This window comes from Streptomyces sp. Root1310, assembly GCF_001426425.1.
Classification (GTDB): Bacteria; Actinomycetota; Actinomycetes; order Streptomycetales; family Streptomycetaceae; genus Streptomyces.
This window is the reverse complement of the sequence record NZ_LMEQ01000032.1, coordinates 304,324-329,320: the sequence shown is the minus strand read 5'-3', so window position 1 is coordinate 329,320 and position 24,997 is coordinate 304,324. Positions and strand designations below refer to the sequence as shown.

24 protein-coding genes are annotated in these 24,997 nt (G+C 72.2%); 15 read left to right on the top strand and 9 right to left on the bottom strand.

Going from position 1 to position 24,997, the window contains the following annotated elements; translation table 11 throughout:
• Positions 1 to 189: 189 nt before the first annotated feature.
• Genes ASD48_RS34685 through ASD48_RS34675 form a run of 3 tightly spaced genes read right to left on the bottom strand, consistent with a single transcriptional unit; the run spans position 190 to position 2,999 of the window.
• Positions 190 to 924 carry an FAD:protein FMN transferase gene (locus tag ASD48_RS34685; RefSeq protein WP_057605835.1) on the bottom strand — a complete coding sequence of 245 codons (735 nt, stop codon included), beginning with the start codon at positions 922 to 924 and terminating at the stop codon, positions 190 to 192.
• Between the two features lies 1 nt (position 925).
• Entirely contained in the window at positions 926 to 1,645 is a 720-nt protein-coding gene (locus tag ASD48_RS34680) for an FMN-binding protein (RefSeq protein WP_057605834.1), read from the bottom strand.
• 16 nt (positions 1,646 to 1,661) lie between these two features.
• Positions 1,662 to 2,999, bottom strand: coding sequence for a ferredoxin reductase family protein (locus ASD48_RS34675; protein WP_057605833.1), 1,338 nt, complete (start codon positions 2,997 to 2,999; stop codon positions 1,662 to 1,664).
• A gap of 152 nt (positions 3,000 to 3,151) precedes the next feature.
• Between ASD48_RS34675 and ASD48_RS34670 the strand changes: the two genes are divergently transcribed.
• From ASD48_RS34670 to ASD48_RS34660, 3 genes are all read left to right on the top strand, one after another.
• A complete protein-coding gene (locus ASD48_RS34670) occupies positions 3,152 to 3,844 on the top strand; it encodes a response regulator transcription factor (protein WP_079074192.1) in 693 nt (230 codons plus the stop codon).
• A complete protein-coding gene (locus ASD48_RS34665; RefSeq protein WP_057605831.1) occupies positions 3,841 to 5,310 on the top strand; it encodes a HAMP domain-containing sensor histidine kinase in 1,470 nt (489 codons plus the stop codon). Before ASD48_RS34670 ends, ASD48_RS34665 begins: the two co-directional genes overlap by 4 nt.
• A 618-nt stretch (positions 5,311 to 5,928) precedes the next feature.
• Positions 5,929 to 6,942 carry a lysylphosphatidylglycerol synthase domain-containing protein gene (locus tag ASD48_RS34660; protein ID WP_057605830.1) on the top strand — a complete coding sequence of 338 codons (1,014 nt, stop codon included), beginning with the start codon at positions 5,929 to 5,931 and terminating at the stop codon, positions 6,940 to 6,942.
• Between the two features lie 120 nt (positions 6,943 to 7,062).
• On the opposite strand, the gene msrB is transcribed toward ASD48_RS34660, so the two are convergent.
• The 4 genes from msrB to ASD48_RS34640 form a co-directional block, all read right to left on the bottom strand.
• Positions 7,063 to 7,473: a peptide-methionine (R)-S-oxide reductase MsrB gene (gene msrB / locus ASD48_RS34655; RefSeq protein ID WP_057605829.1), complete on the bottom strand. Its 411-nt coding sequence runs from the start codon at positions 7,471 to 7,473 to the stop codon at positions 7,063 to 7,065.
• A gap of 13 nt (positions 7,474 to 7,486) precedes the next feature.
• Positions 7,487 to 8,872 carry a UDP-N-acetylmuramate--L-alanine ligase gene (gene murC / locus ASD48_RS34650; protein ID WP_057605828.1) on the bottom strand — a complete coding sequence of 462 codons (1,386 nt, stop codon included), beginning with the start codon at positions 8,870 to 8,872 and terminating at the stop codon, positions 7,487 to 7,489.
• 244 nt (positions 8,873 to 9,116) lie between these two features.
• Positions 9,117 to 9,590, bottom strand: a complete 474-nt coding sequence (locus ASD48_RS34645; RefSeq protein ID WP_199876109.1) for an indole-3-glycerol phosphate synthase — start codon at positions 9,588 to 9,590, stop codon at positions 9,117 to 9,119.
• Between the two features lie 190 nt (positions 9,591 to 9,780).
• Positions 9,781 to 10,620: a pyrimidine reductase family protein gene (locus ASD48_RS34640; RefSeq protein ID WP_057605826.1), complete on the bottom strand. Its 840-nt coding sequence runs from the start codon at positions 10,618 to 10,620 to the stop codon at positions 9,781 to 9,783.
• Between the two features lie 37 nt (positions 10,621 to 10,657).
• Between ASD48_RS34640 and zapE the strand changes: the two genes are divergently transcribed.
• From zapE to ASD48_RS34600, 8 genes are all read left to right on the top strand, one after another.
• Complete coding sequence (gene zapE, locus ASD48_RS34635) at positions 10,658 to 11,764, top strand: cell division protein ZapE (protein ID WP_057605825.1); 1,107 nt, start codon at positions 10,658 to 10,660, stop codon at positions 11,762 to 11,764.
• A 183-nt stretch (positions 11,765 to 11,947) separates the two neighbouring features.
• Positions 11,948 to 12,361 carry a hypothetical protein gene (locus tag ASD48_RS34630; RefSeq protein ID WP_057605824.1) on the top strand — a complete coding sequence of 138 codons (414 nt, stop codon included), beginning with the start codon at positions 11,948 to 11,950 and terminating at the stop codon, positions 12,359 to 12,361.
• Between the two features lie 90 nt (positions 12,362 to 12,451).
• Entirely contained in the window at positions 12,452 to 13,033 is a 582-nt protein-coding gene (locus tag ASD48_RS34625) for a carbonic anhydrase (RefSeq protein WP_057605823.1), read from the top strand.
• Positions 13,030 to 14,532, top strand: a complete 1,503-nt coding sequence (locus ASD48_RS34620) for a SulP family inorganic anion transporter (RefSeq protein ID WP_199876107.1) — start codon at positions 13,030 to 13,032, stop codon at positions 14,530 to 14,532. Before ASD48_RS34625 ends, ASD48_RS34620 begins: the two co-directional genes overlap by 4 nt.
• 127 nt (positions 14,533 to 14,659) lie before the next feature.
• A complete protein-coding gene (locus ASD48_RS34615; protein WP_057605822.1) occupies positions 14,660 to 15,532 on the top strand; it encodes a slipin family protein in 873 nt (290 codons plus the stop codon).
• Between the two features lie 90 nt (positions 15,533 to 15,622).
• Positions 15,623 to 16,996, top strand: coding sequence for an alkaline phosphatase PhoX (locus ASD48_RS34610; protein WP_057605821.1), 1,374 nt, complete (start codon positions 15,623 to 15,625; stop codon positions 16,994 to 16,996).
• Positions 16,997 to 17,327: 331 nt separating this feature from the next.
• The gene (locus ASD48_RS34605) at positions 17,328 to 18,182 is read left to right on the top strand and encodes a polysaccharide deacetylase family protein (protein WP_057606101.1); all 855 of its coding nucleotides are present in this window, start codon (positions 17,328 to 17,330) and stop codon (positions 18,180 to 18,182) included.
• 110 nt (positions 18,183 to 18,292) lie between these two features.
• The gene (locus ASD48_RS34600; RefSeq protein ID WP_057605820.1) at positions 18,293 to 18,481 is read left to right on the top strand and encodes a hypothetical protein; all 189 of its coding nucleotides are present in this window, start codon (positions 18,293 to 18,295) and stop codon (positions 18,479 to 18,481) included.
• Positions 18,482 to 18,932: 451 nt separating this feature from the next.
• Here ASD48_RS34600 and ASD48_RS34595 read toward each other — a convergent pair whose 3' ends face one another.
• The gene (locus tag ASD48_RS34595; protein WP_057605819.1) at positions 18,933 to 19,604 is read right to left on the bottom strand and encodes a hypothetical protein; all 672 of its coding nucleotides are present in this window, start codon (positions 19,602 to 19,604) and stop codon (positions 18,933 to 18,935) included.
• The gene (locus ASD48_RS34590; protein ID WP_057605818.1) at positions 19,601 to 20,461 is read right to left on the bottom strand and encodes an ATP-binding cassette domain-containing protein; all 861 of its coding nucleotides are present in this window, start codon (positions 20,459 to 20,461) and stop codon (positions 19,601 to 19,603) included. The genes ASD48_RS34595 and ASD48_RS34590 overlap by 4 nt, the downstream gene beginning before the upstream one ends.
• A gap of 57 nt (positions 20,462 to 20,518) precedes the next feature.
• Between ASD48_RS34590 and ASD48_RS34585 the strand changes: the two genes are divergently transcribed.
• From ASD48_RS34585 to ASD48_RS34570, 4 genes are all read left to right on the top strand, one after another.
• Positions 20,519 to 21,241, top strand: coding sequence for a peptidyl-tRNA hydrolase (locus tag ASD48_RS34585; RefSeq protein ID WP_057605817.1), 723 nt, complete (start codon positions 20,519 to 20,521; stop codon positions 21,239 to 21,241).
• Between the two features lie 236 nt (positions 21,242 to 21,477).
• On the top strand, positions 21,478 to 22,920 hold the full coding sequence (locus ASD48_RS34580; RefSeq protein WP_057605816.1) for a DUF692 domain-containing protein: 1,443 nt from the start codon (positions 21,478 to 21,480) through the stop codon (positions 22,918 to 22,920).
• 273 nt (positions 22,921 to 23,193) lie between these two features.
• Positions 23,194 to 23,970 (top strand): DUF4142 domain-containing protein, encoded by a 777-nt coding sequence (locus tag ASD48_RS34575; RefSeq protein WP_057605815.1) that lies wholly within the window; start codon positions 23,194 to 23,196, stop codon positions 23,968 to 23,970.
• Between the two features lie 125 nt (positions 23,971 to 24,095).
• A complete protein-coding gene (locus ASD48_RS34570; protein WP_057605814.1) occupies positions 24,096 to 24,872 on the top strand; it encodes a TIGR04222 domain-containing membrane protein in 777 nt (258 codons plus the stop codon).
• Positions 24,873 to 24,997 lie beyond the last annotated feature (125 nt).

Sequence of the window (24,997 nt, the reverse complement as noted above, 5' to 3'; positions counted from 1 at the left end):
GCGCTTCAGAGCGAGTTGCCGCGGCAGCGAGCGCGAACAGAGCGAGCTGCGACCGGAAGTGTCCCGGTCAGCGACACCGGCAACTACGACGCGCCGGTGGCCGTCGTCCCCGACCCGACGTCCAGGCGAGGACCGTCGCGCCCCAGCCGAGCAGCCAGAGGGCGGCTCCCAGAGCCGCCGCCTCGATGCTCACGCGGCCGCTGCCCCCGCCGTCGGGAACCCGCCGGTGCGCAGCACGCGTCCGCCGGGCAGTACGGCGTACACCTCGCACCCGTCCCGCGCGGCCGCCCACTCGACGCCGTCCGCGCCCAGCGCGAAGGCGGCCGTGGCGACGGTGTCCGCCTCGGTCAGCGTCGGGGCCACGACAGTGAGGCTGTCGACACCGGTCACCGGCCGGCCGGTACGGCCGTCGCGGATGTGGTCGCCGCGCTCGTAGCGGGCGGAGGTGGCGACGGCTGCGTCGGTGAGGTCGAGGACGGTGCACAGCCGGTCGGCGATCTCGGGATGCCGTACGCCGACCCGCCAGGGGCCGCCAGAAACGACCACGTCACCCCCGGCGTTGAGACAGAACCGGCGGAGCCCGGCCCCGGTCAGCCGCTCCGCCGCCCGCTGCACGGCCCAGCCCTTGACCACCGCGCAGGGGTCCAGGCCGCGGCCGGGCAGCCGGATGTCGAAGGCGCCGCCGGTGGCCACCCGGTAGTGCTCGCAGATGTCGAGCACCTCCACGAGGTCGGCGCTCAGCTCGTCGGACGCCAGCTCGCCCCGGCCGTACCGGGAGACCTCGCTTTCGGCCCTGAACGGGCTGAACCGTGCGTCGACCTCGCGCAGCCACGCGAACACGGCGTCCCCGGTCCCGTCCGGGACGACGGTGTCGTCGACCCGAAGCGAGACCGGGAACCCCATGACGTGTTCGACGCGGTGCACGTCAGGCGCCCTTCGCGTCGATCGCGGCCTGCAGCGACTCCTTGTAACCGTCGCTCGTGACGGTGGCGCCGGAAACGGTGTCGATGTCCGCACTCTGCGCTGCAAGCGTTTCCGCAACCAGCTTCGGCACCGCCGCGGTCGTCTGCGGATGATTCGGCTGCTTCAGCATCCGCACAGCCGTCATCTTGTCGCCCTCGAAGGTCACCTGGACCTGGACGTCACCCTTCTCCGTGGCCACGGTCGAGCCCGCCACGGTCCGGGACGCCGAGGCGGCGGCCGAGCCCGAGGCCGATGCTGAGGGGGACGCAGTGGCGGCGGCCGCCTCGGCGTCGATCGCGGCCTGCAGCGACTCCTTGTAACCGTCGCTCGTGACGGTGGCGCCGGAAACGGTGTCGATGTCCGCACTCTGCGCGGCAAGCGTTTCCGCAACCAGCTTCGGCACCGCCGCGGTCGTCTGCGGATGATTCGGCTGCTTCAGCATCCGCACAGCCGTCATCTTGTCGCCGTCGTAGGTGATCCGGACCTGGACGTCACCCTTCTCCGTGGCCACGGTCGTACCGGTGAACGTGGTCGATCCCGAGCCCGAGGACGACGTGGAGGAGGACACGGAGGGCGTCGAGGCGGCCTCGGTGGTGGATGTCGTACCGGTCGACGGCTCGTAGCGCCAGACCGGGATCAGACCCGCCACGGAAAGGACCAGGACAGGGATTACTCGCTTCACGGTGTTCTCGTATCTCTCATCCGGCCAGGCTGAAGCGTTCGAAGTGGATCTGCGGCCTGGGCACGTCCAGCTCGCGCAGGGTGCCGAGGACCGCGTTCATCATCGGCGGCGGCCCGCACAGGAAGACGTCCCGCTCCGCGATGTCCGGTACGAGCGCGGCGAGTTCACGCGGCGCCAGTCGGTCCGGCACCGGCGGCCCGGTGACCAGGTGCAGCTCGGCCCCCTTGGCCAGGGCGAGTTCGCTCAGCTCGTCGTAGAGCACGGCGTCCCGCTCGCCGGCCACCCGGTAGATGACCACCGCGTGCCCGTCGATCTCCTCGAGGAGCGCCCGGATCGGGGTGACGCCGACGCCGCCGGCGATGAGCAGGGCCTCGGGCCGGGTGCGGTGCATGGCGGTGAAGGCACCGTAGGGGCCCTCCGCGAAGACGCGGGTGCCGGGCTCGAGGTGGCGCAGTCCGGCGGAGCCGTCGCCGGCCGCCTTCGCGGTGAGGCGCAGCCTGGTGCCGTCGGGCGCGGCCGAGAGGGAGAAGGGGTTCGCCTGCCACCAGCGGTCCTTGGTCAGGAACCGCCACAGGAAGAACTGGCCGGCCCGGGCGGGCAGGCGGTCCAGGTCACGACCGGTGATGTAAACGCTTACGACGTTGTCGGCCTCGGGGACGACGGCCTCGACGCGCAACTGGTGGCGCCAGTTCCGCCACAGAGGCAGGACCAGCCGGCCCAGGAACACCGAGCCGAGGGCGACGCCCCACACCGCGTACCAGTACGCCGTGGCGGCGGACGACGCAGTGAAGGTCGTCCCGACCGCGACCTGGTGCGTGAAGGCCAGCACCACGGCGACGTATGTGTACAGGTGGACGAAGTGCCAGGTCTCGTAGGCGAGGCGTCGGCGGGCCCAGCGGCCGGAGACGGCGCCGACGACCAGGATCAGCACCATCGCGACGGCGGCGCGCAGCACGCCCTCGACGGTCTCGGCCAGGTCGACGAGCTGGCTCACCGGGTCCAGCGACGACGATTCGGCGTAGCCGAAGGTGATGAACACCACATGGCCGACCAACGTCCACAACAGGCTGAAACCGGTCCAGCGGTGCCAGTTGGTCAGCCGGTCCATGCCGATGCGGCGGTCCAGCCAGGGCAGCCGGGCCACCAGCAGCAGCTGGAACGCCATCAGCAGGGCGCTGTACAGGCCGGCGAAGCGGCCGATCACGACGAGCGCGTTGGAGGCGAAGCCGGCCTGGACGGCGAAGAGGGTCACGACGGCCGCGTTCGCGGCCAGCACGGCGTACAGGCCGGTGCGGGCCACTACTTTGGGACGTATCGCCGTGGGGGGTACGGGAGGCGATTGGACGGTCGTCACGGACGGAAACTCCTAGATCGGGTCCTCAGAACACAGAGCTTGTCCGTGCTTCGCTGTCGATTTCCTGTCGTCCAACTTTCAAGATCTTATCGATCCGCGCGCACAGGAGACGCGGGTCTGGCGCCGCGGGGTGTGTGGCGCAGTATGAGCGGGTGGAAAAAGTACGACTCCTCGTCGTGGACGACGACCCGCCGATCGCCGATCTCGTGGCGACGGTCGCCCGCTACGAAGGCTGGGACGCGGTCACCGCGAACTCGGGTGCGGAGGCGCTGCGCCGCGCCGCCGACTTCCACCCCGACATCGTGGTGCTCGACCTGATGCTGCCCGACATCGACGGCTTCGGCGTGCTCGACCGGCTGCGGCACAGCGGGACGATGGTGCCGGTGGTGTTCCTGACGGCACGCGACGGGGTCGCCGACCGCGTCGCGGGGCTGACCCGGGGCGGGGACGACTATCTGGTGAAACCGTTTGCCGTGGAGGAGCTGATGGCCCGGCTGCGGACCGTGCTGCGGCGCAGCGCCGGTCCCGGTGCCCAGCGCTCCGTGCTGCGGGTGTCGGACCTGACCATGGACGAGGACACCCGGGAGGTCCGGCGCGGCGGGAAACTACTGACGCTCACCCCCACCGAGTACGAGGTGCTGCGCTATCTGATGCGGAAGTCGCCGACCGTGCTCACCAAGGCGCAGATCCTCGACCATGTGTGGGAATACGGTTTCGGCGGCCGTTCCAACGTCGTCGAACTGGTCGTCAGCCGACTGCGCCGCAAGCTCGCCACGACGGGCGACGACCCGCTGATCCAGACGGTACGCGGTTTCGGGTACGTGATACGGCAGGCTGCCGAGTGATCGGCAGCTTCCGGCACGCGTACCGCAGACTGCGGCTCGGCACCCGGCTGGCACTCGGCCTGGGCGCGCTGTCGCTGGTGGTGTTCGCGGTGGTCGGCGCCACGCTGACCATGTACATGCGGGACTACCTGAACCATCAGCTGCGGGACCAGATCAAACTGGTCCAGGTCGTGCAGACCAAGGACGCCAAGGCGCACGGCATCGTGGAACGCAAGCCGTACTACGGCTGGTACACCGCCGTGTACGACGTCTCGGCGGGGTCGGCCGTGCTGCGCAAGCCCGCGGACGTGCCTTCGGACACCACGGCGCTCACCGCCCTCGCCCGGCGGATGGAGGATGTCGACGCCGACGTCACCCGCACGGTACGGATCGACGGCGAGGGCACCTATCTGCTGCGCGCCTGCGAGGTCTCGCCCGGGGTCGTGCTGGTCAGTGCCGCGCCGACTGAGGACATCGACGGCACCGTGCGCCAGCTGATCACCGTGCAGGTGGTCGCCTTCGGCCTCGCCCTGCTGGCGCTCGTGGTGTTCGGCCGACGGATGCTGAAACAAGGTCTGAAACCGTTGAGCGACATGGCGCACACCGCGCACGGCATCGCCTCGCACGACCTGACCGAGTCGGCGTCCCGGCTGCATCTGCGCGCGGACGCCCCCGGCGGCGGTCCGGAGGTCGAGGAGCTGCGCACCGCCTTCAACACGATGTTGCAGCACATCGACGACTCTCTCGCCGTGCGGGCGGAAGCCGAACAGCGCCTGCGCCGCTTCGTCGCCGACGCCTCGCACGAACTGCGCACGCCGCTGATGTCGGTACGCGGTTACGCGGACCTTTTCCAGTACGCGGCCGCCAACGCGCCCGAGGAACGTGACAAGCACCTGGCCCGACTCCGTGCCGAGGCCGCCCGGATGGGCTTCCTCCTCGACGATCTGCTGCTGCTCGCCCGCCTGGACGCGGCCGAGGTGGAGACGCCCCTGCGGATGGAGGACGGCGACCTCGTGGACCTGGTCGAGCAGGCGGCCGACGCGTTCCGCGCGAGCCATCCCGGCCATCCGCTGACGGTGTCCCCCGGCCCGGTCGCCGTACCGCTGCGGATGGATCCGCACCGCATCCGCCAGGTCCTGGACAACCTCCTCACCAACGCGGCCGTGCACACCCCCGCCGGCACCGCGGTCCGCGTCGAGGTCGCCGTCTCGCCGGACACGGCACGCGTCCACGTAACCGACAAGGGCCCCGGCATCCCGCCGGGCGACCGCGACCGTGTCTTCGACCGGTTCTACCGGGTCGACAAGGCCCGAAGCCGTGACCGTGGCGGCAGCGGCCTCGGCCTGTCGGTCGCCCGGTCCCTGGCGCGGGCGCACGGGGGCACGCTGGAGCTGGGCGACGCGGAGGGGATCACGGTGTTCACGGTGACGCTGCCGAGGGGACCGGTCACGGCCGAGCGGGGCGCCGGTGGACCAGCAACGCGGTAACGCGGTAACGCGGTAACGCAAAGAATCGGGATCCGGGAGGCTCTGCGCACGGCACGGCACGGCACGGCACGGCAGGTACGACACGAAACAGCACGACCCCACCCGACCCGCGCCCGCGGCAGCCGCAACCGCAACCGCAACCGCAACCGCAACCGCAACCGCAACCGCAACCGAACGATCACCCGTTGTGGAGAGGCCCGCCGCGGGAACGCGCACGCTTCCGCAGAGCTGAGCTGCTCCTTCGGTGCGGCGGGAACAACTTTCCGTCGTTCCCGTAGGCGACCGACGGGCACACCCGGAGGGCCGCCCGTACTGCGCGCCGGTGAACCTCGGGGCGTGCCCGGGATGAACCCCGGGGGGTACGGGCAGAAATCCCACAGCCTCACCGCACCTCCCCCCGCCTCACGGCACCGCACAGCACCGCACAGCACCTCGCCTCCCGGCACCAGCCGCACGGCACCCCGCATCACCGCACTGCGGTCGCCCTTCGGCCCGCGCTCCGTCGGCTCACGGACACCGCACCGTCACACCGGAGGGGAACGACTTCCCCGTCCCCTCCCCAGGCCCGATCCGTCGCGCCGCCGCGCGCGGTCACGACGCGGAAGGACGACGTGCGCCGTGTCCCTGCTGCCCCTCGACGACCCCGCGTCCCCGCCACCGCCCCGGCCCCCGCTCGCGGAAGACCGCCGCCGCCCCCTGGCCGCCACCGCCACCCGCCGGGCCCTCACCCTGTCCCCGATCCTGCTGCTCGCGGTGTGGGCGGTGGTCGACTGGCACGCCGTGCGGGACGGCACCGCCCTGCTCGCCACCGCCGACCCCTGGTGGCTGCTGGCCGGACTCCTCTTCACCTACCTGGGCTCGGTCGCCGCGGCCTGCGTCCGCCAGGGGGCCATCCCGGACCGGCTGCCACCCGGTCTGCTGGTGGCCTCCCAGATCGCCGCGGGCGCCGCGAACCACATACTGCCCGCGAGCATCGGCGCCCACGCGGTCACGGTCCGCTTCCTGCAACGCCAGGGGGTCGCCCTCCCCCGCGCCACCGCCTCGATCGCCCTGTACTCCCTGGTCAGAGCCGTGGCCAAGACACCGGTTGTGCTGATTTTCCTGCTCGCCGCGCCCAGCGCCGTACCTCCCGCCAGGCTTCTTCCGGAGGGACGGACGCTGCTGCTGGCCGCCGCGGGCCTCCTGCTGGCCCCCGCGGCGACCGCGGCGCTGCTCGTCGTCGTACGGCCGCTGCGCGGTCCCGCCCTGAACTTCGTCCGGACGGCCCTCACGGATGCCCGGCATCTGCACACGCGCCCAGCCCGCTTCCTCCCTCTGTGGGGCGGTGCGGTCGCGGCGCCGCTGATCCAGGCGAGCGTGGTGGCCTCGGTGGGAACGGCGCTGGGCCTGCCCCTGTCCTGGCCTCAGCTGCTCTTCGCGTTCCTCGCGGCGAGCACCGCGGCCGGTGCCGTCCCCGCACCCGGCGGTATCGGCCCGGTCGACGCGGCCCTCGTCCTCACCCTGGCCGGGTACGGCACCCCGCTGGCCCTCGCCACGGCGACGGTCATCGGCTACCGGGTGCTGACGGTGTGGCTGCCCCTGCTGCCCGGGATGCTGGTGCTCTCGGCGCTGGTACAGCGCAAGCAGCTGTGACCCGGCACCTCTCGCCGGCCGGCCTCCCCGGCACCCTTCCCCGGCCACCTCACGGCCAGGCCACACCACCACGCATCACCCTCGGGCCTTGCCGCCAGACCTCACCGTCAGACCTCGCCGTCAGACCTCGCCGTCCGTCGCCAGCCGCAGCGAGATGCTGTTGATGCAGTACCGCTGGTCGGTCGGGGTCGCATACCCCTCGCCCGCGAACACGTGTCCGAGGTGCGAACCGCACCGGGCGCAGCGCACCTCGGTGCGCAGCATCCCGTGCGAGCGGTCCTCGATCAGCTCGACGGCGTCGGTGTCCTTCGGGTCGAAGAAGGACGGCCAGCCGCAGTGGGAGTCGAACTTGGTCCGCGAGGTGAACAGTTCGGCACCGCAGGCGCGACAGGAGTAGACGCCCTCGGCCTTGGTGTCGGTGTACTCACCGGTGAACGCGGGCTCGGTCGCGGCCTGCCGCAGCACGGCGTACTCGGCCGGCGTCAGCTCCGTCCGCCACTGCTCGTCCGGCTTTTCGACGTCGTACGACATGAGCCTCAGCCCCTTACTGGGAAAGACGGTCCAGAATGCGCGGGCCCAGGTCCGTCACGTCGCCCGCGCCCATGGTGAGAACGAGATCACCCGCCTTCGCCATTCCCGCCACGACCTCCGGTGCCCGGTCCTTGTCGTGCACCGCGGTCACGTCCGCGCCCGCCGCCCGGGCCGCGTCGATGATCAGCTCGCTGGTCACGCCCGGGATCGGGTCCTCGCGGGCGGGGTAGATGTCGAGGACGACGGAAGCGTCCGCGAGGGCCAGCGCCTGCCCCATCTCCTTGCCGAGTTCCTGCGTCCTGGAGAACAGGTGCGGCTGGAAGAGGACGAGGATGCGGGCGTCGCCGACCGCCGCGCGCATCGCCTCCAGGTCGGCCGTCATCTCCGTCGGGTGGTGCGCGTAGGAGTCGATGACCTGGACGCCCGCCGCCTCGCCCTTGAGCTGGAGCCGGCGCTTGACGCCCGTGTACGCGGCCAGGGCGGGGGCCAGTTCCGCGGCCGGGACGCCGAGGGCGACGCCCGCGGCCAGCGCGGCGACGGCGTTGTGCGCGTAGTGGCGTCCGGGCACGGAGACCGTGAAGGTGAGCTGCTGCCCGTCGAGCAGCACGGTCACCTCGCTCTTCAGCCCCTGGGGGACGACGGACAGCACCCGCACGTCGGCGTCCTCGGCCTCCCCGTACGTCACCACCCGTACGCCCTCGACCCGCCGGGTCAGCTCCCGCGCGCCCTCGTGGTCGGCGGCGATCACCAGGGTGCCGCCGGGCACGATCTTCCGGGCGAAGGTCTCGAAGGACGCGTAGATCTCGTCCATCGAGGCGTAGTTCGCGTGGTGGTCCAGCTCGACGTTGAGGACGATGGCGACCTCGGGCGCGTACTTGTGGAAGCTGCGGTCCGATTCGTCCGCCTCGGCGACGAAGATCTCGCCGTCGCCGTGCAGCGCGTTGGAACCGGGCGCGTCCAGGTCGCCGCCGATCGCGTACGAAGGGGCGAGGCCCAGCTCGGACAGCGACACCGCGAGCATGGAGGTGGTGGTCGTCTTGCCGTGGGTGCCCGCGACGGCGATCGGACGCGTCCCGTCCATCAGCCGGGCGAGCGCGTCCGAACGGTGGACCACCGGGATCCCCAGCTCGGCCGCGCGGGCGAGTTCCGGGTTGTCCGCGCGGATCGCCGACGACACGACGACACAGCTGGCGTCGTCGGCCAGGTGGTCGGCGGCGTGGCCGATGTGCACGGTCGCGCCGAGCGCCCGCAGCGCCGCCGCGGTCTCGGACTCCTTGGCGTCACTGCCGGCCACCTTCGCGCCGCGCTGAGCCAGGATCTTCGCGATCCCCGACATCCCCGCCCCACCGATGCCGATGAAGTGCGGTCGGTCCATGGCGGTAGGAAGGCCGGGTGCCATGCGTGTTCTCCCAGGGTGCGCTACGACGGTTCGGTGCGCCCCCACCCTATTGCGCGAGGCCCACCGCACCCACCCAGGGGCGCGGGGCCGTATCGACGGACGAGCGCGCGGCGGGGGCGCGAGCGGTCACGGGCGGTCACGGTGCACCCGTCCCGCACCGGCACCGGGATCACACCGGCACCCGCACCCGCACATCACAGGAGTCCGCCGTCGCGGGCCCTCGCAGCCCCTCGCAGGCGTCCGCTCACGCCTTGCTGTGGGAGAAGAGTTTCAGCACCGGGACCCCCACCTTGTGCCGCGCCCGGGAGGCCCAGTCCCGGTGGAAGAACTCCTCGACGTAGTGGGGGTCGGTCAGCACGATCACCTCGTCCGCCCCCGCCTCCGCCACCAGGGATTTCAGCGCGTCCAGCGGATGGTCCTCGACGAGGCGCCCGACCGCGTCGTGGCCCGCCGCGTGCAGGGCCTGCAAGGACACCTCCAGGGCCCGCACGCCGAACCCCTTCGCCTCGTCGCCCTCGGGCGTCTCGCCCTCGCGTGCCGCCTCGTCCAGCTCACCGAGAGCCACGTCGTCGATGGCCCGCAGCAAGCGGTCCGCCTGGTCGCCGCGCGGCTGGAGCAGCACCTGGAAGGTGACCGGCTCGTCCCCGTGCAAGGTGCTGACGAACTCCACGTCGGCGGACGTCAGGGCCTTCTCGATCATCAAAACGCTTGTGAACACCAGCGCCCCATTCTCCTTCGAGGACCCCCGTGGCCCTCTCTCCTCCGTGGGCCGTTGGCGGCCCTGCGGAAACCATCCTTCCCCGTGTGCGTACGGGGACTGCGAGATTCAGTGTGCCCGCCGGACGCCAAACGGAACGGTTGATTCCGCCCTTTCGGGACCGACGGTGACGATCGAACTCCTATCCGCATCACGGCCGTCGATACCTACTGAACAGGAAACCTTCCTCCTCCAGGAGGGAGACCAGCGCGAATCGCCGCGGAACCGCGACCGACGGCCCGCCCGCGATCCGCTGCGCGTCGCCGACGGCGAGCATCGGGGAGACGGTCAGACAGAGCTCGTCGAGCACCCCGGCGGCCACGAACTGGCCCAGCAGGCGGGGCCCGCCCTCCGTCAGCAGCCGGGTGTGCCCGAGCTCGGCGAGCGCCCCTACCGCCCGGGCCGGCTCCACGCCCGTGCCGTCACCGGCGATCACCACGCGCGCGCCCGCCTTCTCCGCGGCCGCGACCCTCCCGGGGGCCGCCGCGGCGCCGGTCAGGATCAGGGTGGGGACCAGCGGCGAGGTGAAGAGCGGGAGCGAGAAGTCCAGGTCGAGGCTCGCGGTGACCACCGCGACGGCCGGGGCGGGTCCCTGCCCGGCCGCCTCGCGCCGCGCGGCGAACTCGGCACGCGCGCGTGCCGGACGGTATCCCTCCAGACGTACCGTTTCCGCGCCCACGACCACCACGTCCGCGAGCCCGCGCAGCGTCCCGAAGATCCGCATGTCGGTGGCGGTGGAGATGGGCTGGGAGCGCCCGTCGTGCTGGGCGGCCCCGTCGAGCGTGGACACCATGTTGGCCCGCAGCCAGGGTCCCGGCCCGCCGGGACCGGGCTCGGGGTAGGCGTAGGCGTCGGCGAGTTCGCCGAGGCTCCACTCGCGGTCCTCCGCCGCGCCACCCCCTTCGCCACCGCCCTCGCCGGGGGCCCCGAGCGGCGTGCCGCCGGAGTCGGTCGTCACTGTCTGGTCGGTCACAGGGAACAGCCGTCGCATGCCAGGCAGTCTGGCACGCCCCGTAGCATGGGGAACCGTGTCGTCCTCCTCCCCCGCCCCCGGCCTCAGCCCGATAGCCGACGCGGCCCCGGTGTCCCTCTGCACCCGCCAGCCGCATGTCCCCGCGGACCGGCTGGTCGCCGAGATGGTGCCGCCGCCACGCTTCGACTCGGTCCGATTCAGCACCTACATCCCGGATCCCAACCAGCCCAGCCAGACCGAGGCGGTCGGCGTCCTGGAGGGGTTCGCGACCGGACTCGGCGGAGCGCACGCCACCGGCGGCGCGAAGCGGGGGTTCCTCGGTTTCGGCAGGCCGAAGGCGCCCAAGGTCCCCGCCGGACCCCGCGGCGTCTACCTGGACGGCGGCTACGGCGTCGGCAAGACGCACCTGCTCGCGTCCCTGTGGCACGCCACCCCGGCGGAGCCCGCCCTCAAGGCCTTCGGCACCTTCGTCGAGCTGACGAACCTGGTCGGCGCCCTCGGCTTCCAGCAGACGGTACGAACCCTCTCCGGGCACCGGCTGCTGTGCATCGACGAGTTCGAACTGGACGACCCGGGCGACACCGTCCTCGTGTCGACACTGCTCGGCAAGCTGGTCGAGGCGGGCGTCGCGCTCGCCGCCACCTCCAACACGCTCCCGGGCAAGCTCGGCGAGGGCCGGTTCGCTTCCGCCGACTTCCTGCGGGAGATCCAGGGCCTGTCGGCGCACTTCCGCGCGCTGCGCATCGACGGCGAGGACTACCGCCACCGCGGCCTGCCCGAGGCGCCGGCGCCGTACTCCGACGAGCAGGTGACGAAGGCGGCCTACGCCACCGAGGGCGCCTCGCTCGACGACTTCCCGCATCTGCTGGAGCACCTCGCCAAGGTCCACCCCAGCCGCTACGGCGCGCTGACCGATGGCCTGAAGGCGGTCTGCCTGACGGACGTGGGGGCGGTGCCCGACCAGTCCACGGCCCTTCGGCTGGTGGTCCTGGCCGACCGGCTCTACGACCGCGAGGTCCCGGTCCTCGCCTCCGGGCTCCCCTTCGACCGGTTGTTCAGCGAGGAGATGCTGAACGGCGGTTACCGCAAGAAGTACTTCCGCGCGATCTCCCGGCTCACCGCGCTGGCCCGCGACGCCAAACGACTCGTCGAGCCCCAATAAACGATCTTGGCCGTCGGGTCAAGAGTCGGTTCGCGCCAAGAATCCCTCCGTTTTGAGGCGCACTTCATCTCGCAACGTCGAGTTAACCCTGCAAACAACCTTGCAGGGTTAACGTGTTTCTTGACCAGTGATTGACCAACCGTTGGTCTGGACTAGAAACGCGAACCGACCGGAGGGGGGCGCATGTTCCGAGGTGCGACGACCCGGACCGTCCTCTCGGTCCTCGCCGCCGTCCTGCTCGCCCTCCCTTTCTTCGCACCCGCGCCACCCTTCGCACACGCGCACACGATGCGTCAGGTCGAGGCCAAGACCCAGCCCGGATTCAAACACTCCGGCAAAGCGATGCGCGACGAGGTCGTCACGTTCCGCGACTGCGACCGCTCCGGCGGCCCCGCCGATCCGCTGCGCACCCGCGACCGCCACCGCGCCGCCACCTCCGCCCCGGCCGCCTCGACTCCCCAGGAGCCCGAGCGCGCGCTGCTGGCGCAGGATCCCGCGGCCGCGCATCAGCCACCCCGGCCCGGCGACCCCTATCACCGCTCGTCGAGATCCTCGGCGGCCCACTCTCCGGCGGCCCTGCAGGTCTTCCGCTGCTGAGAGAGCAGAGCAGAACAGCAGTCCCCCACCTGTCCTGTGTCCTGCACGTCCGACGCGCCCCCACGGCGCGCCAGGAGGAGTCACCACGTCATGCAGCCCCTCATCGACAACGCCCGTACGTTCGGACAGCGCCCTGAGGAGTTCGCCAAACTCGCAGACGGCCAGTCCCCCCAGGTCCTGTTCATCACCTGCTCCGACTCGCGGGTCGTTCCCGCCCTGATCACGGGCGCCCGTCCCGGCGAGCTGTTCGAGCTGCGCACCGCGGGCAACATCGTTCCCCCCTACGGCTCCGACCGCCCCACCGGCGAGGCGGCCACCATCGAGTACGCCGTGGAGGTGCTCGGCGTCCAGGACGTCGTCGTCTGCGGCCACTCGCACTGCGGTGCCGTCGGCGCGCTGGTGCGCGGCGACGACCTCGACGGCGTCCCCGCCGTACGCGACTGGCTCGCGCACGCCGCGGACGAACCGGGCGCCGCCGACCCCGACGACCCCACGGTCATGCGGGCGGTGCAGAACCACGTGCTCGCCCAGCTGCTGCGGCTGCGCTCCTACCCGTGCGTGGAGAAGCGGCTGGCCGACGGACGGCTGCGGGTGCGCGGCTGGTACTACGAGGTGCACACCGGTGCCGTGCGCGAACACCGTGTGGACACCGACGGTTTCGAGGCCCTGTGAGCGCCGCGACGGGCCAGGGGCCCGCCGGGCGAATATCCCGGTTCCCCCACCTCAAGCAGGACTTCGCCGCTTCTCTCGTCGTCTTCCTGGTCGCGCTGCCGCTGTGTGTGGGCGTGGCCGTGGCCTCCGGCGTGCCGGCCGAGCTGGGGCTCGTCACCGGCATCGTCGGCGGCCTCGTCACCGGTCTGCTGCGAGGCAGTTCCCTCCAGGTGTCCGGTCCGGCGGCCGGACTGACCGTGCTGGTCTTCGAGGCGGTGCAGGAGTTCGGCCTGCCCGCCCTCGGAGTGATCGTCCTCGCCACGGGCGTCCTCCAGCTCGTCATGGGCGCCCTGAAGCTGGGCCGCTACTTCCGGGCCATCTCGGTCTCGGTCGTCGAGGGCATGCTGGCCGGAATCGGCCTGGTGCTGATCGCCGGTCAGCTGTACGCGATGGCGGGCGCCAAGGCGCCGTCGTCCGGCCTCGGGAAGATCGCCGGACTGCCCGGGGCCGTCGTGGACGCGGTCGGCAGTACCTCCGCGCTGGCCTCGCTCGCGATCGGCGCCGGCACCATCGCGGTGCTCGTGTTGTGGAAGCGGTTGCCGGCGACGGCGCGTACGGTGCCCGGCCCGCTCGCCGCGGTGGGCCTGGCCACGCTCGCCGCCCTGCTGCTGAACCTGCCGGTGGCCACGGTCGAGGTGCAGGGCCTGCTCGGTTCCGTCCAGCCGCCGTCGCTGAGCTCCTTCGGCGAGCTGGCGCACGTCGGCCTGCTCGGCACGATCGTCGCGTTCACCCTGATCGCGTCCGCCGAGTCGCTGTTCAGCGCGGCCGCGGTGGACCGGCTGCACGACGGTCCGCGCACCGAGTACGACAAGGAGCTGATGGCCCAGGGCGCGGGCAACGCGATCTGCGGGGCGCTCGGCGCGCTGCCGATGACCGCGGTGATCGTGCGCAGCGCGGCCAACGTGCAGGCGGGCGCGCGGACGAAGGCGTCGCGCGTCCTGCACGGCGTGTGGCTGCTGCTGTTCGCGGCCCTGCTGCCGGACGTGCTGGCGTACATACCCATCCCGGCGCTGGCCGGCGTCCTCGTCCACGCGGGCACCAAACTGGTACCGGTGCGGACGATCGCGGGCCTGTGGCGCGAGCACCGCGGCGAGGCGCTGATCCTGGTCGTCACGGCCGTGTCGATCGTCGCGGTCAGCATGTTCGAGGGTGTTCTCATCGGTCTCGCGCTGGCCGTCGCCAAGACGGCCTGGGAGGCCTCGCACATCAGGCTGGAGGTCGTCGACAAGGGCGCCGGCCCCGTCCAGGCGTACCTCTCGGGGAACGCGACGTTCCTGCGGCTGCCGAAGATCCTCGACAACCTGGAGGCCCTCCCGCAGGACCGCCCCGTCGAATTGGACCTCTCCGGTCTGCACCACCTCGACCACGCCTGCCGTACGGCACTGGAGAGCTGGGCCGAACGGCACAGCGCGGCCGGCACGGAGCCGGTGAAGGTCACCGAACCGGTGGCGACCGGGTAGCCCGCCCCACGCGCCGTCCGGCCCGGGACTCGGGGCGTGGCCCCGGGCCGGACAGCGGGCATATCGTTAAAGAACAGGCAGAAGCAGACGGAAACGCTCTTACGGGCCTCTCGCCGAGGAGGTCGTCATGCTCCAGGAGCTGCTGGGCGCGGCCGCGGCGGTCGCCGCCGGAGGCCTCGTGTACCTCGGGGCCGCGGCGCGGATCGTCAAGCAGTACGAACGCGGCGTCGTCCTCCGGCTCGGCCGGCTGCGCGGCGACGTCCGCCCCCCGGGGTTCACCCTCGTCGTCCCGGCCGTGGACCGGCTGCGCAAGGTCAACATGCAGATCGTGACGATGCCCATCCCCGCCCAGGAGGGCATCACCCGCGACAACGTCACCGTGCGGGTCGACGCGGTGGTGTACTTCCGGGTGGTGGACGCCGCCGCCGCGATCATCAACGTCGAGGACTACCGCTTCGCCGTCTCGCAGATGGCCCAGACCTCGCTGCGTTCGATCATCGGCAAGAGCGAGCTGGACGACCTGCTGTCGAACCGGGAGAAGCTCAACGAGGGCCTGGAGCTGATGATCGACAGCCCCGCCATCGGCTGGGGCGTGCAGATCGACCGGGTGGAGATCAAGGACGTGTCCCTGCCGGACACCATGAAGCGCTCGATGGCCCGGCAGGCCGAGGCCGACCGCGAGCGGCGGGCCCGGATCATCAACGCCGACGCCGAACTCCAGGCGTCGAAGAAACTCGCCGAGGCCGCGAAGGAGATGTCCGAGCAGCCCGCGGCGCTCCAGCTGAGGCTGCTCCAGACGGTGGTGGCGGTCGCCGCGGAGAAGAACTCCACCCTCGTCCTGCCGTTCCCGGTGGAACTGCTGCGCTTCCTGGAAAAGGCCCAGCAACCGCTTCCACAACAGCCCCCGCAGGAAGCACCGCACCGGTCACCGCAAGAGCCCCCGCAACAGCCGCTGCTGCCGCCTGGACCGCCGCCCTCTCCGAAGGACGTGGCCGAGTGACACGAGCTACGCGCGTGGTTCCCGGGGCGCACTCCGGGTGATAGACACAGCGGGATCACAGTTCCTGTCCGCCAGCAGGAAGGTTTTCCCATGTCTGCGACACGACGTCAGATCCTCGCCGGTACCGGTGCCCTGGGAGTGGGCGCGAGCATCGCGTTCACCGGCGCCCTCTCCGACCTCTTCGCGGGCACGGCCGCCGCGCAGAGCCTCGGCCAGGACGGCTACGGCCCCCTCGTACCCGACAAGGACGGCCTGCTCGACCTTCCCGCGCACTTCCGCTACCGCGTCCTCTCCCGCGAGGGCGAACCGCTGCGCTCCGGCGAGGGCCCTGTGCCCTCGAACCACGACGGCATGACGGCGCTGCCCGGCCGCGGCGGCCGCGTCCACCTGGTCCGCAACCACGAGAACCGCCCCACGGCGAAGTTCCCCGTCCCCACGGTCGAAGGTCTGACCTACGACCCGGCGGGCAAGGGCGGCTGTACCGCCCTGACGCTGGACTCCCGGAACAACGTGCTCGCCGAGCGGGTGGCCATCGCCGGTACGGCCGTCAACTGCGCGGGCGGACCCACCCCGTGGCACACCTGGCTGACCTGCGAGGAGACCGAGGACAAAGCCGGCACAAACGGTTACACGAAGGATCACGGCTTCATCTTCGAGGTCGACCCGTCCGACCCGCGCCGCAGCGGGGCCGTCCCGCTGACCGCGATGGGCCGCTTCCAGCACGAGGCGATCGCCGTCGACCCGCGTCTCGGAATCGTTTACGAAACCGAGGACGCGTTCCTGGAGCCGTTCGGCCTTTTCTACCGCTTTCTCCCGAAGAAACCGCTGGGCGGGGCGGGCTCGCTGCGCGCGGGCGGCCGTCTCCAGGCGATGCGCGTCCCCGGCGTGCCGGACCTGTCCTCGATCCAGGAGACGGGCGCCTCCTTCGACGGTATCGAGTGGGTCGACGTACCGGACCCCCTCGCCGTCGAAACCCCGGTCCGTCTGCAGGACTTCGGCCCCAAGGGCATCACCCACGCCCAGAAGCTCGAGGGCTGTTACTGGGGCGGGCACTGCGTGTACTTCGTGTCGTCGTTCGCGCGCGGCTCGGACGGCTCGGCGGCCGACCACTTCGGCCAGATCTGGCGGTACGACCCCAAGCTCCGCCGCCTCACCCTGGTCATCGCCTTCGGCCCGGACACGGACATCCAGCTCCCGGGCGAGTCCCCGGACAACATCTGCCTCGCGCCCAGCGGCGGCCTGATGGTCTGCGAGGACGGCAACGGCGCCCAGCACGTCTTCGGCGTGACCAGGGGCGGCGAGGTGTACGCGATGGCGCGGGGCCGCCAGAACATCGGAACGCCGCAGGCCCCCGAGTGGGGCGAGTTCGCCGGCGTCACCTTCTCCCCCGACGGCGACACGATGTACGTCAACTGCTACACCCCAGGGACGACCTTCGCCGTCACGGGGCCCTGGCGGCGCTAGTCCGGATCCGCGAGGCGGGGCCCCGACACGGCGGGGCCCCCCGGCGCGTCCGGCGCGTGCCGTTTCCGGCGCGCGTACCGCTTCCGGGGCGTCCGGCGCGTGCGGCGTCCGGGGCCCCCGGCGGGGCAGCTCCCGGCCCGCTCGACCGCGCCGCGACGTCACGGGGAAGCGCCGGGGAGGCGAAGGCTTCGCGGCTCCGCCCGCCCGGGGGCGTCCCGGGGACCGAGAGCCGGGGCGCTTCCCGAAGGATCGAGAGCCCGGGCGGGTGAACGACCGGAGGCGCGGTCACCCATCGCAACAAATGCCGGCACAACCCTCATAACTTCATATGATGATCCTTCCCGTACGCCGCCTCGCCGCCCTCTGCGCTCTCGGGGCCGCCCTCGCCCCCCTCAGCGCCTGCGGCAGCCCCCACGCTCCACGTGCCCTGCGCCCGGCGGCCCCCGCGCACACTTCCCTCGCCCCCGCCCGGCCCCCCACGCTGGCCCCCGGTCCGGCCGGTCTCACCCCCGTGTTCAGCAACGCGCCCCGCACCGCCGACAAGAGGGTCGCCCTCACCTTCGACGCCGACATGACGGCCGACCAGGGGGCCCGCGCGGCGGCCGGCGAGCACTTCGACAACCCGGGGCTGATCGCGGCACTGCGCGCGCTGAAGGTGCCGGCCACGGTGTTCATGACCGGCCGCTGGGCCGAGGAGTACCCGGACCAGGCCCGCTCCCTCGGCCACGACCCCGGCTTCGAGGTCGCCAACCACTCCTACAGCCACTACGCCTTCACCGACGACTGCTACGGCCTGCCGACCGTCCCCGAGGACAGGATGCGCGCCGACGTGGAGCGGGCGTTCACGGCCTTCCGCAGGGCCGGGGTGCCGGACGCGATGCCCTACTTCCGATTTCCCGGCGGTTGCTACGACCGGCGGGCGCTGCGCGCGGTGAGCGGCATGGGCGTGACGGCCGTGCAGTGGGACGTGGTGAGCGGGGACGCGTTCGCGACCGACGCGGACGCGGTGGCCCGGCAGGTGCTGGAGGGGGTCCGGCCCGGCTCCGTCGTCGTCATGCACTGCACGCGCAGCGCCGCCCCGACGACCGAGCAGGCGGTGCGGACGATCGTCCCGGAACTGCGCCGTAAGGGGTACCGGTTCGTGAAGGTGTCCGAGCTGATCGGGGCGGCGAGCGGACGGCGGTGAACCCCGTACGCCTCACCGGCCCGACCCCGCCGGTCACCTGGACCTCGCCCGCCTCGCACGTCGGTCCGCCTGCGAGGCGTACGCCGTCGTCGCTTACGTACGCTGGAGGTATGAGCGACGACAGTGACCGCGAGTACTGCCTGATCGACGCCACCACGCCGCCCAGGGCCGAGGGGCCGCCGTACGCGGAGTGCGTGCTGTGCCGGAAGCCGACGGAGTATCCGGAGTCGTACAAGGGGATCACGCTGTGCCCGGTGTGCGAGTGGCAGGAGGCCCAGCGGACGGCGTGCTCGGGGTGACCGGCTGCTCGGAGTGCCCGTGTGCTCGCTCGCGAGACCCGTTTTCTCCGCACAACCGGTTGCTTTCCGGGCGAGCAACCGGTTGCCCGCCCGGGTCAGGGGCGTCGCGTGCTCCGGAAGGCGGCCGCTCGCCGGCGGGTGGGCCGCCGACGAGCGCCGCGCCCGGTCGCTGATTCGAGATCGCTTACCGACGTGCGATCGCCTCGCGCACGCGTAACCGGTTACCGTCGCGTGAGTGTCTGTTCGGCGCGTAACCGCTTCCCGGCGCCTGATCGTCTCATCGACGCGCAATCGGTTACTGGCGCCCGTTCGTTCGCCAACCCCTGCAATCGGTTACCGGCGCCCGTGCGCTGACCCACCCCCGTAATCGGTTACCGATGCACACATCACCGACGCCCGTTCGTTTGTTGCCGCGCAAGCCGCGTAACCGCTTCCCCCGGACCTCCCCGCCTCACGGTGCTCGACGTGACGTGAGCGCGCACGCCACAGCCGTCGCCACCGCGCTCAGCAGGGCTGCCGCGGCCAGGGGCAGGAGCGGCACATGGACGGTCGCCGACCGGGAGCCGCTGACCAGGCCGCTCACCGCCGCCTGCGCCGGGGAACCGGTCACCACCAGCGCCAGCAGGGCCGCCAGCAGCAGGGCGGGGACCGCGCGGCCGGGCGAGCGCAGCACGGGCCAGGCGGTGAGCGCGCCCACGGCCGCGCCGAGCAGGGCGCAGGTCAGGACGGCGAGCAGTCCGGCCCCGGCGGCCTCCAGGACCGGAACGCGCTTGTCGTGGTCGTTGCCGACCGGGTCGCTGATGAGCGTGACCGTCGTCGTCGCCGCCGTACCGAACACGACGGCCGTGGTCAGCGCGACCAGGACACAGGCCAGGTGCGCGCGCCCGGGCCCGACCGCAGCCGCGACGACGGTGCGGGCGGCCGGGGGCTCGTTGGTGACACAGATCCGGACCAGCCAGGCGGCGACGGGCAGCAGGAACGCTGCCGCATAGCCGAGCGAGTCCAGCAGCGGCTGGCCTCCCTGCACGCCGACGCCCAGGAAGACGGCGTACAGGAGGAACGGGGGCAGCCAGCGCTGCGAGCGCAGGAGCAGGGCGGTCTGATAGCGCAGGAGGGCGGTCATCGGTGGCGGCTCCCGTCCGGACGGACGCTCACCACGTGCCACGGTGGGCGGGCGGTCAGCAGGGCGCGGAGCAGGACGTCGGAGTGGGAGGCGGGGACGGTGAGCCGGTGGGTGCGGTCGGCAGTCTCCTCGGTGGTGGTGGCCAGCCGGAGTGCTTCCGGTGGGAGCGGGGCGGTCGGGCCGTGCACCTCGATGGTCGTGTGCGGGCCGTCTTGGGCGGCGGTCGGCTCCGCTTCGGCACGGCGGTGGAGAGTGCCGTCGCGGACCGTGTACTCGGCGTCGGCCCGGCCCGCGAGGCGGCGGGGGTCGTGGTCCACGAAGACGACGGCCGATCCGGCGGCCGTCCGCTCGGCGACGGCACGTTCGAGTTCGGCGCGCGCGTCGGTGTCGAGTCCGGTCCAGGCCTCGTCCAGGATCGGCAACTCCGGTTCGGCGAGGAGTGCTTGTGCCACGGCGACCTTCTGGCTGCTGCCCTTGGAGAGGCGGCTCATCGGGGTGTGGGCGTGGGCGGTGGCGCCGAAGCGGTCCAGCCAGTCGCCCGCGGCCCGCTCGGCGGCCGCACGGGACAGGCCGTGGACCGCGCCGAGGTGGGTGAGGTAGCCGAGGGCGGTGAACGGGAGGGCGGCGGGGAAACGTTCGGGAACGTAGGCGGTTCGGGGGGCGCCGGTGACCTTGCCCTCGGTCGGGGCGTCGATGCGGGCGAGGAGGCGGAGCAGGGTGGACTTCCCGGTGCCGTTGGGGCCGTCGACGCGGGTGAGGGTGGCGGACGCCGGGTTCAGGTGCACGTCGCGGAACACCCAGGGGCCGCGCATGCCGTAGCGGCGCCCCACGGCCTCCAGCCGTAGCTCACGTGGCATGCGGACCGTCCTTTCCCTCGCGGTTGCCTGGATCTTCCACCTGGCAGACTGGAGGACGTGACCAGTGATCCGGCCGTTCCCGGCGACAGCCCCTTCCGTTCCGAACGTTCGACCCGGGACGAGGCTCCGCAGTTCGTCCTGCCTTTGGTGGTCCGTATCGAGCGTGCCGACCCGCCGGCCCGCACGGACGCGCTGGAGACGGCAGCGCGAGCCGTACTGACCCTCCTCGCCGACGAGCGGGCGCTGGGCGAGGGCGAGTGGGCGGCGGACGTGCGTGACTGGCAGGACGCCCGGATCCGCAAGGTGGTGCGGCGGGCGCGGGGCGCCGAGTGGCGGCGGGCGGAGGCGCTGCCCGGCATCACGGTCATGGGCAAGGCGGCGGAAGTAAGGGTTTTCCCGCCTGTTCCGCTGGACGGCTGGCCCAAGGACCTGGCGAAGCTGCAGGTTTCCGGAACCGATCTCGAGGATCCTGAGCCGCCGGTCGACATCGACGCGACGGCTCCCGTGATCTGGCAGAACCCCGAGGTCGGCATGTCCGCGGGCAAGGCGATGGCGCAGGCCGGGCACGGCGCGCAGCTCGCCTGGTGGGAGCTGTCGGACGCGGAGCGGACCGCCTGGCGCGAGGCGGGTTTTCCGCTCGCCGTGCGGACCGCGGATCCGCGACGGTGGCGTGAGCTGACGGAGAGCGGACTGCCGCTGGTGCGGGACGCCGGGTTCACCGAGATCGCCCCGGGCAGTTGCACGGTGGTCGCCGACCACCCGGCCCTACGGGCCCGCTGATCCATGGCTCCCTGGCTCCGGAGCCCGGCGCCCGCATTCGGTAGTCGGTAGTCCCGGAGCTCACCGCAGGCCATCCCCCGCCCCGCCCCGCCCCGCCAGTCGGCGCCCCCGTGGCTCCCCGGTCCTCCCGCCCGAACCTCAAATGTTGCTCTGAAGGAGGGTGGCGGGCGGTTCGGGCGTCGATGGCGGGGCCATACCACCGTCACCACGCAGGGGGCACTAAGGAGGCGGGGACCATGAGGCGACTGGGGACGGGGATCGGCTGGCGGCCGGAGATCGCGGACGCCGTCGAGCGCATGCCGGGCATCGACTGGGTCGAGGCCGTCGCCGAGAACCTCTGCCCCGGGCATCTGCCCGACTCCCTGCTCCGGCTGCGCGAGCGCGGGGTCACCGTGATCCCGCACGGCGTCTCGCTCGGGCTGGGAGATGCGGAGCGACCCGACGCGGGACGGCTGGCCGCGCTCGCCGAGCGGGCCGAGGCACTGGGTTCGCCGCTGGTCACCGAGCACATCGCGTTCGTCCGCGCGGGCGGCCCCCTGACGGCGTCCCCGCGGCTCGAGGCGGGGCACCTGCTGCCGGTGCCGCGCACCCGCGACGCCCTCGACGTGCTGTGCGAGAACGTGCGCATCGCGCAGGAGGCGCTGCCCGTGCCGCTCGCCGTCGAGAACATCGCCGCGCTCATCGCGTGGCCCGGCGAGGAGATGACCGAGGGACAGTTCCTGTACGAGCTGGCCGACCGCACGGGCGTACGGCTGCTCATCGACGTGGCCAACCTGCACACCAACCACGTCAACCGGGGCGAGGACCCTGCCAAGGCGCTCGCCGAACTGCCCCTGGAGGCCATCGCCTACGTCCATGTGGCGGGCGGCTTCGAGCGGGACGGCGTCTGGCACGACAGTCACGCCCACCCGGTGCCCCGGCCGGTCCTCGACATCCTCACCGACCTCGCGTCCCGGGTGTCGCCGCCGGGGGTGCTGCTGGAGCGGGACGAGAACTTCCCCGAACCGGCTGAGCTGGAGCGGGAGTTGGGCACGATCAGGGCGGCCGTCGAGGCGGGCGAGCGGGAAGGTGCCCCCGCGCGAGCTTCTTCGGCCACGGGGGAGCACGCCCCGACGCCGGGAACGGGCGTCGGGACCAGGACCGCGACCGGGATCGGCACCAGGACCATGCCCAGGACCGCGACCGCGATGGGTATCGGGACCAGGACAGCATCGGGGGACGGAGGCGCCCCGCCGATCTCGGAGCCGGGCCCGGCCGCCCTCGACGAGGCCACTCGTCAGCGCCTCGGGCTCGCGCAGGCGGCGCTGCTGTCCGCACTGGTCGCCGGGACGCCGGTTCCCGAGGGTTTCGACCGGGTGCGGCTCGGCGTACAGGCCCGGGCGCTGGCGGCGAAGCGGGCGGACGTGGTCGCGAAGGTGGCCCCGGAGCTGCCGCTCATTCTCGGAAGCGGTTACCGCAACGCGTTCATCGCCTACGCCCAAAGCCACCCGATGCACGGCGGCTACCGGCAGGACGCCCTCGACTTCGCCGAGCAGACGCTCCTGGGGGGACGGCTGACCGAGGGCCGGGCCCGCCGCGAACTGCGGCGCTGGTGGCTGGACCGCTCGGGCCCCGCGCCGAGGCCGAAGTCACGGTTGGGACGGGCGGGACGGGTGGGCCGGACGTGGATTCGACGGTGAGGAAGCCTGGGCCGTGGGCCACCCGAGTGTGCCGGGGTTAACACCGCACGGCCCGCGACGCGCACCGCAATCGCTCCCACAACGTTCCCGCACTGCTTTCACTGCATTTCTCCCGTTTCAAGGACTGGTTCACCCCTTCCGTTTCGCCCGAGATACTCCCATTGCAACCGTTTACCCCCGTACGGCAGTTGGCGGCGCAGGCGCAGTAATATGCCAGCCAGTCCCGCAAACCGAAGCGCACTAGCGTGCAGTGCCGCGAGCAGGAGGCACCCCATGCGGCCGCGACCGCCCGTCCAGGGCAGAGGCATCTTCAGCGGAACCGGGCTCATCATCACGGGCCTGGCGGCGACCCTGGCGGCGCTGGTGTTCCCGATCTGGTCGTACGCCGACCGTTCGGGCACCGGAGTGGACGTACTGAACGCGCAGACGGTGTCGACGCAGTACGGACCGCTGTCCGCGCTGGACCGGGAGTTCGTCACGAAGGTCCGGCTGGCGGGTCTTTGGGAGCTGCCCGCCGGTCAGCAGGCGCAGACGAAGGGCACGACGGAGGCCGTACGGACGGCGGGCCGGCACCTGGTCGAGGGGCACACCTTCCTGGACGAGCGCGTGCGTACCGTCGCCTCCCGGCTGGGCCTGGCGCTGCCGAACGAGCCCAACGAGCAGCAGCAGGGCTGGCTGGGCGAGCTCGACGCGGCGCAGGGCGAGCAGTACGACTGGAAGTTCGCCAACATCCTGCGTCTCGCGCACGGACGGGTTTTCTCCGTCGTCGCCCAGGTGCGGGCCAGTACCCGCAACTCGCTGGTGCGTGAGCTCGCCGACGACGCCAACACCACCGTGCTGGACCACATCAAGATCCTGGAGGCCACCGGGTTCGTCGACTTCGACGCCCTCGCCCGGGACATGGCCGCCGGCAGCACGCCGCCGATCACCCGCTCCCCCGGCCCGCCGGGCCCGACGGCCGACCCCGGGTCGGCCGTGCCGGTGACCCCGTCGGCGTCCCCCACCTACACGCTCCCGCCGGCCGCGGCCAGCCCGCCGCCCGGCGACTGACACCGGTTGCGAGACCGTTTCCTAGGGCCGGACGGGGCAAGCGGAACGTCACATACCCACAACGCTCGGTCCGTATGGTGAACAAGGCATGGTGTTTCTCGGTGCGCATGGCATAGAAACGCGGCATGGTCTGGGTGCTTCTCCTGCTGCTGGCATGGGCCGTCGCGGGTGCGGCGTGCACACGGCTGTGCCTGGCCGCCGTACGGGCGGCGGCCGTCGACGAGAACGCCGGCGGGGAACACGATCTGACGCTCTACGAGGCGGCCTTCCTGTCCGGTGGTCCGGGCAGGGTCGCCGACCTGACCATGGTCTCGATGGCGCGGCAGCGGCGGCTGGTGCTCGCCCGCACGGGCTGGGCGACCGTGGTGGACCCGCGCGGGCGGGACGAGATGGAGCGGTCGGTCATAGGGGCCATCGGGCCCGAGGGGCAGTCCCGTATCGCCCCGGCGCGGGCGGCTGCGGCCGCCGCGGACGCGGTGGGCGGCCTCGCCGACCGGTTGGTCCGCGCCGGTCTCGCGGTGCCCGACGGGGCCCGCACGACGGTCGCGGCCGGGGTGCGGCAGGTACGGGTCGCCGCCGTGGCCGTCCTCGCGCTGGGCGCCACCGCCCTGCTGGTCCCCGCCACCCCGGACATACCCCGCAACCTCGTCGCGCTCTGGTTCGCGCTGCCCCTGGCGCTCACGCTGAGCTGCCTCGCCATAGCGCGGGTGGAGGTGCATCCCTACTCGCGCTGGGCCTCTCCGGCCGGGCAGCGGCTGCTGGGCGCGCTGGCGCGGCACGCCGGCGGCACGGGGGACGACCATACCTATCTGACCTCCGTCGCCGTACGCGGGATCCGCGCGGTGGGCGAGCCGGACCTGCGGGCGGCCTTCGCCCATCGTGAGCAGTACGGGCGGGACTGAGGCGGGGCGCGCTCGACCACCGGGGGGCGCACAAGGGGCATTGGCGCCGACACCCGTCGATGGTGCTTGCCTTCCCCCACGGTCGAACCAACCATCCCTTTTGTCGCCGCCGTGCACCGAAGGGA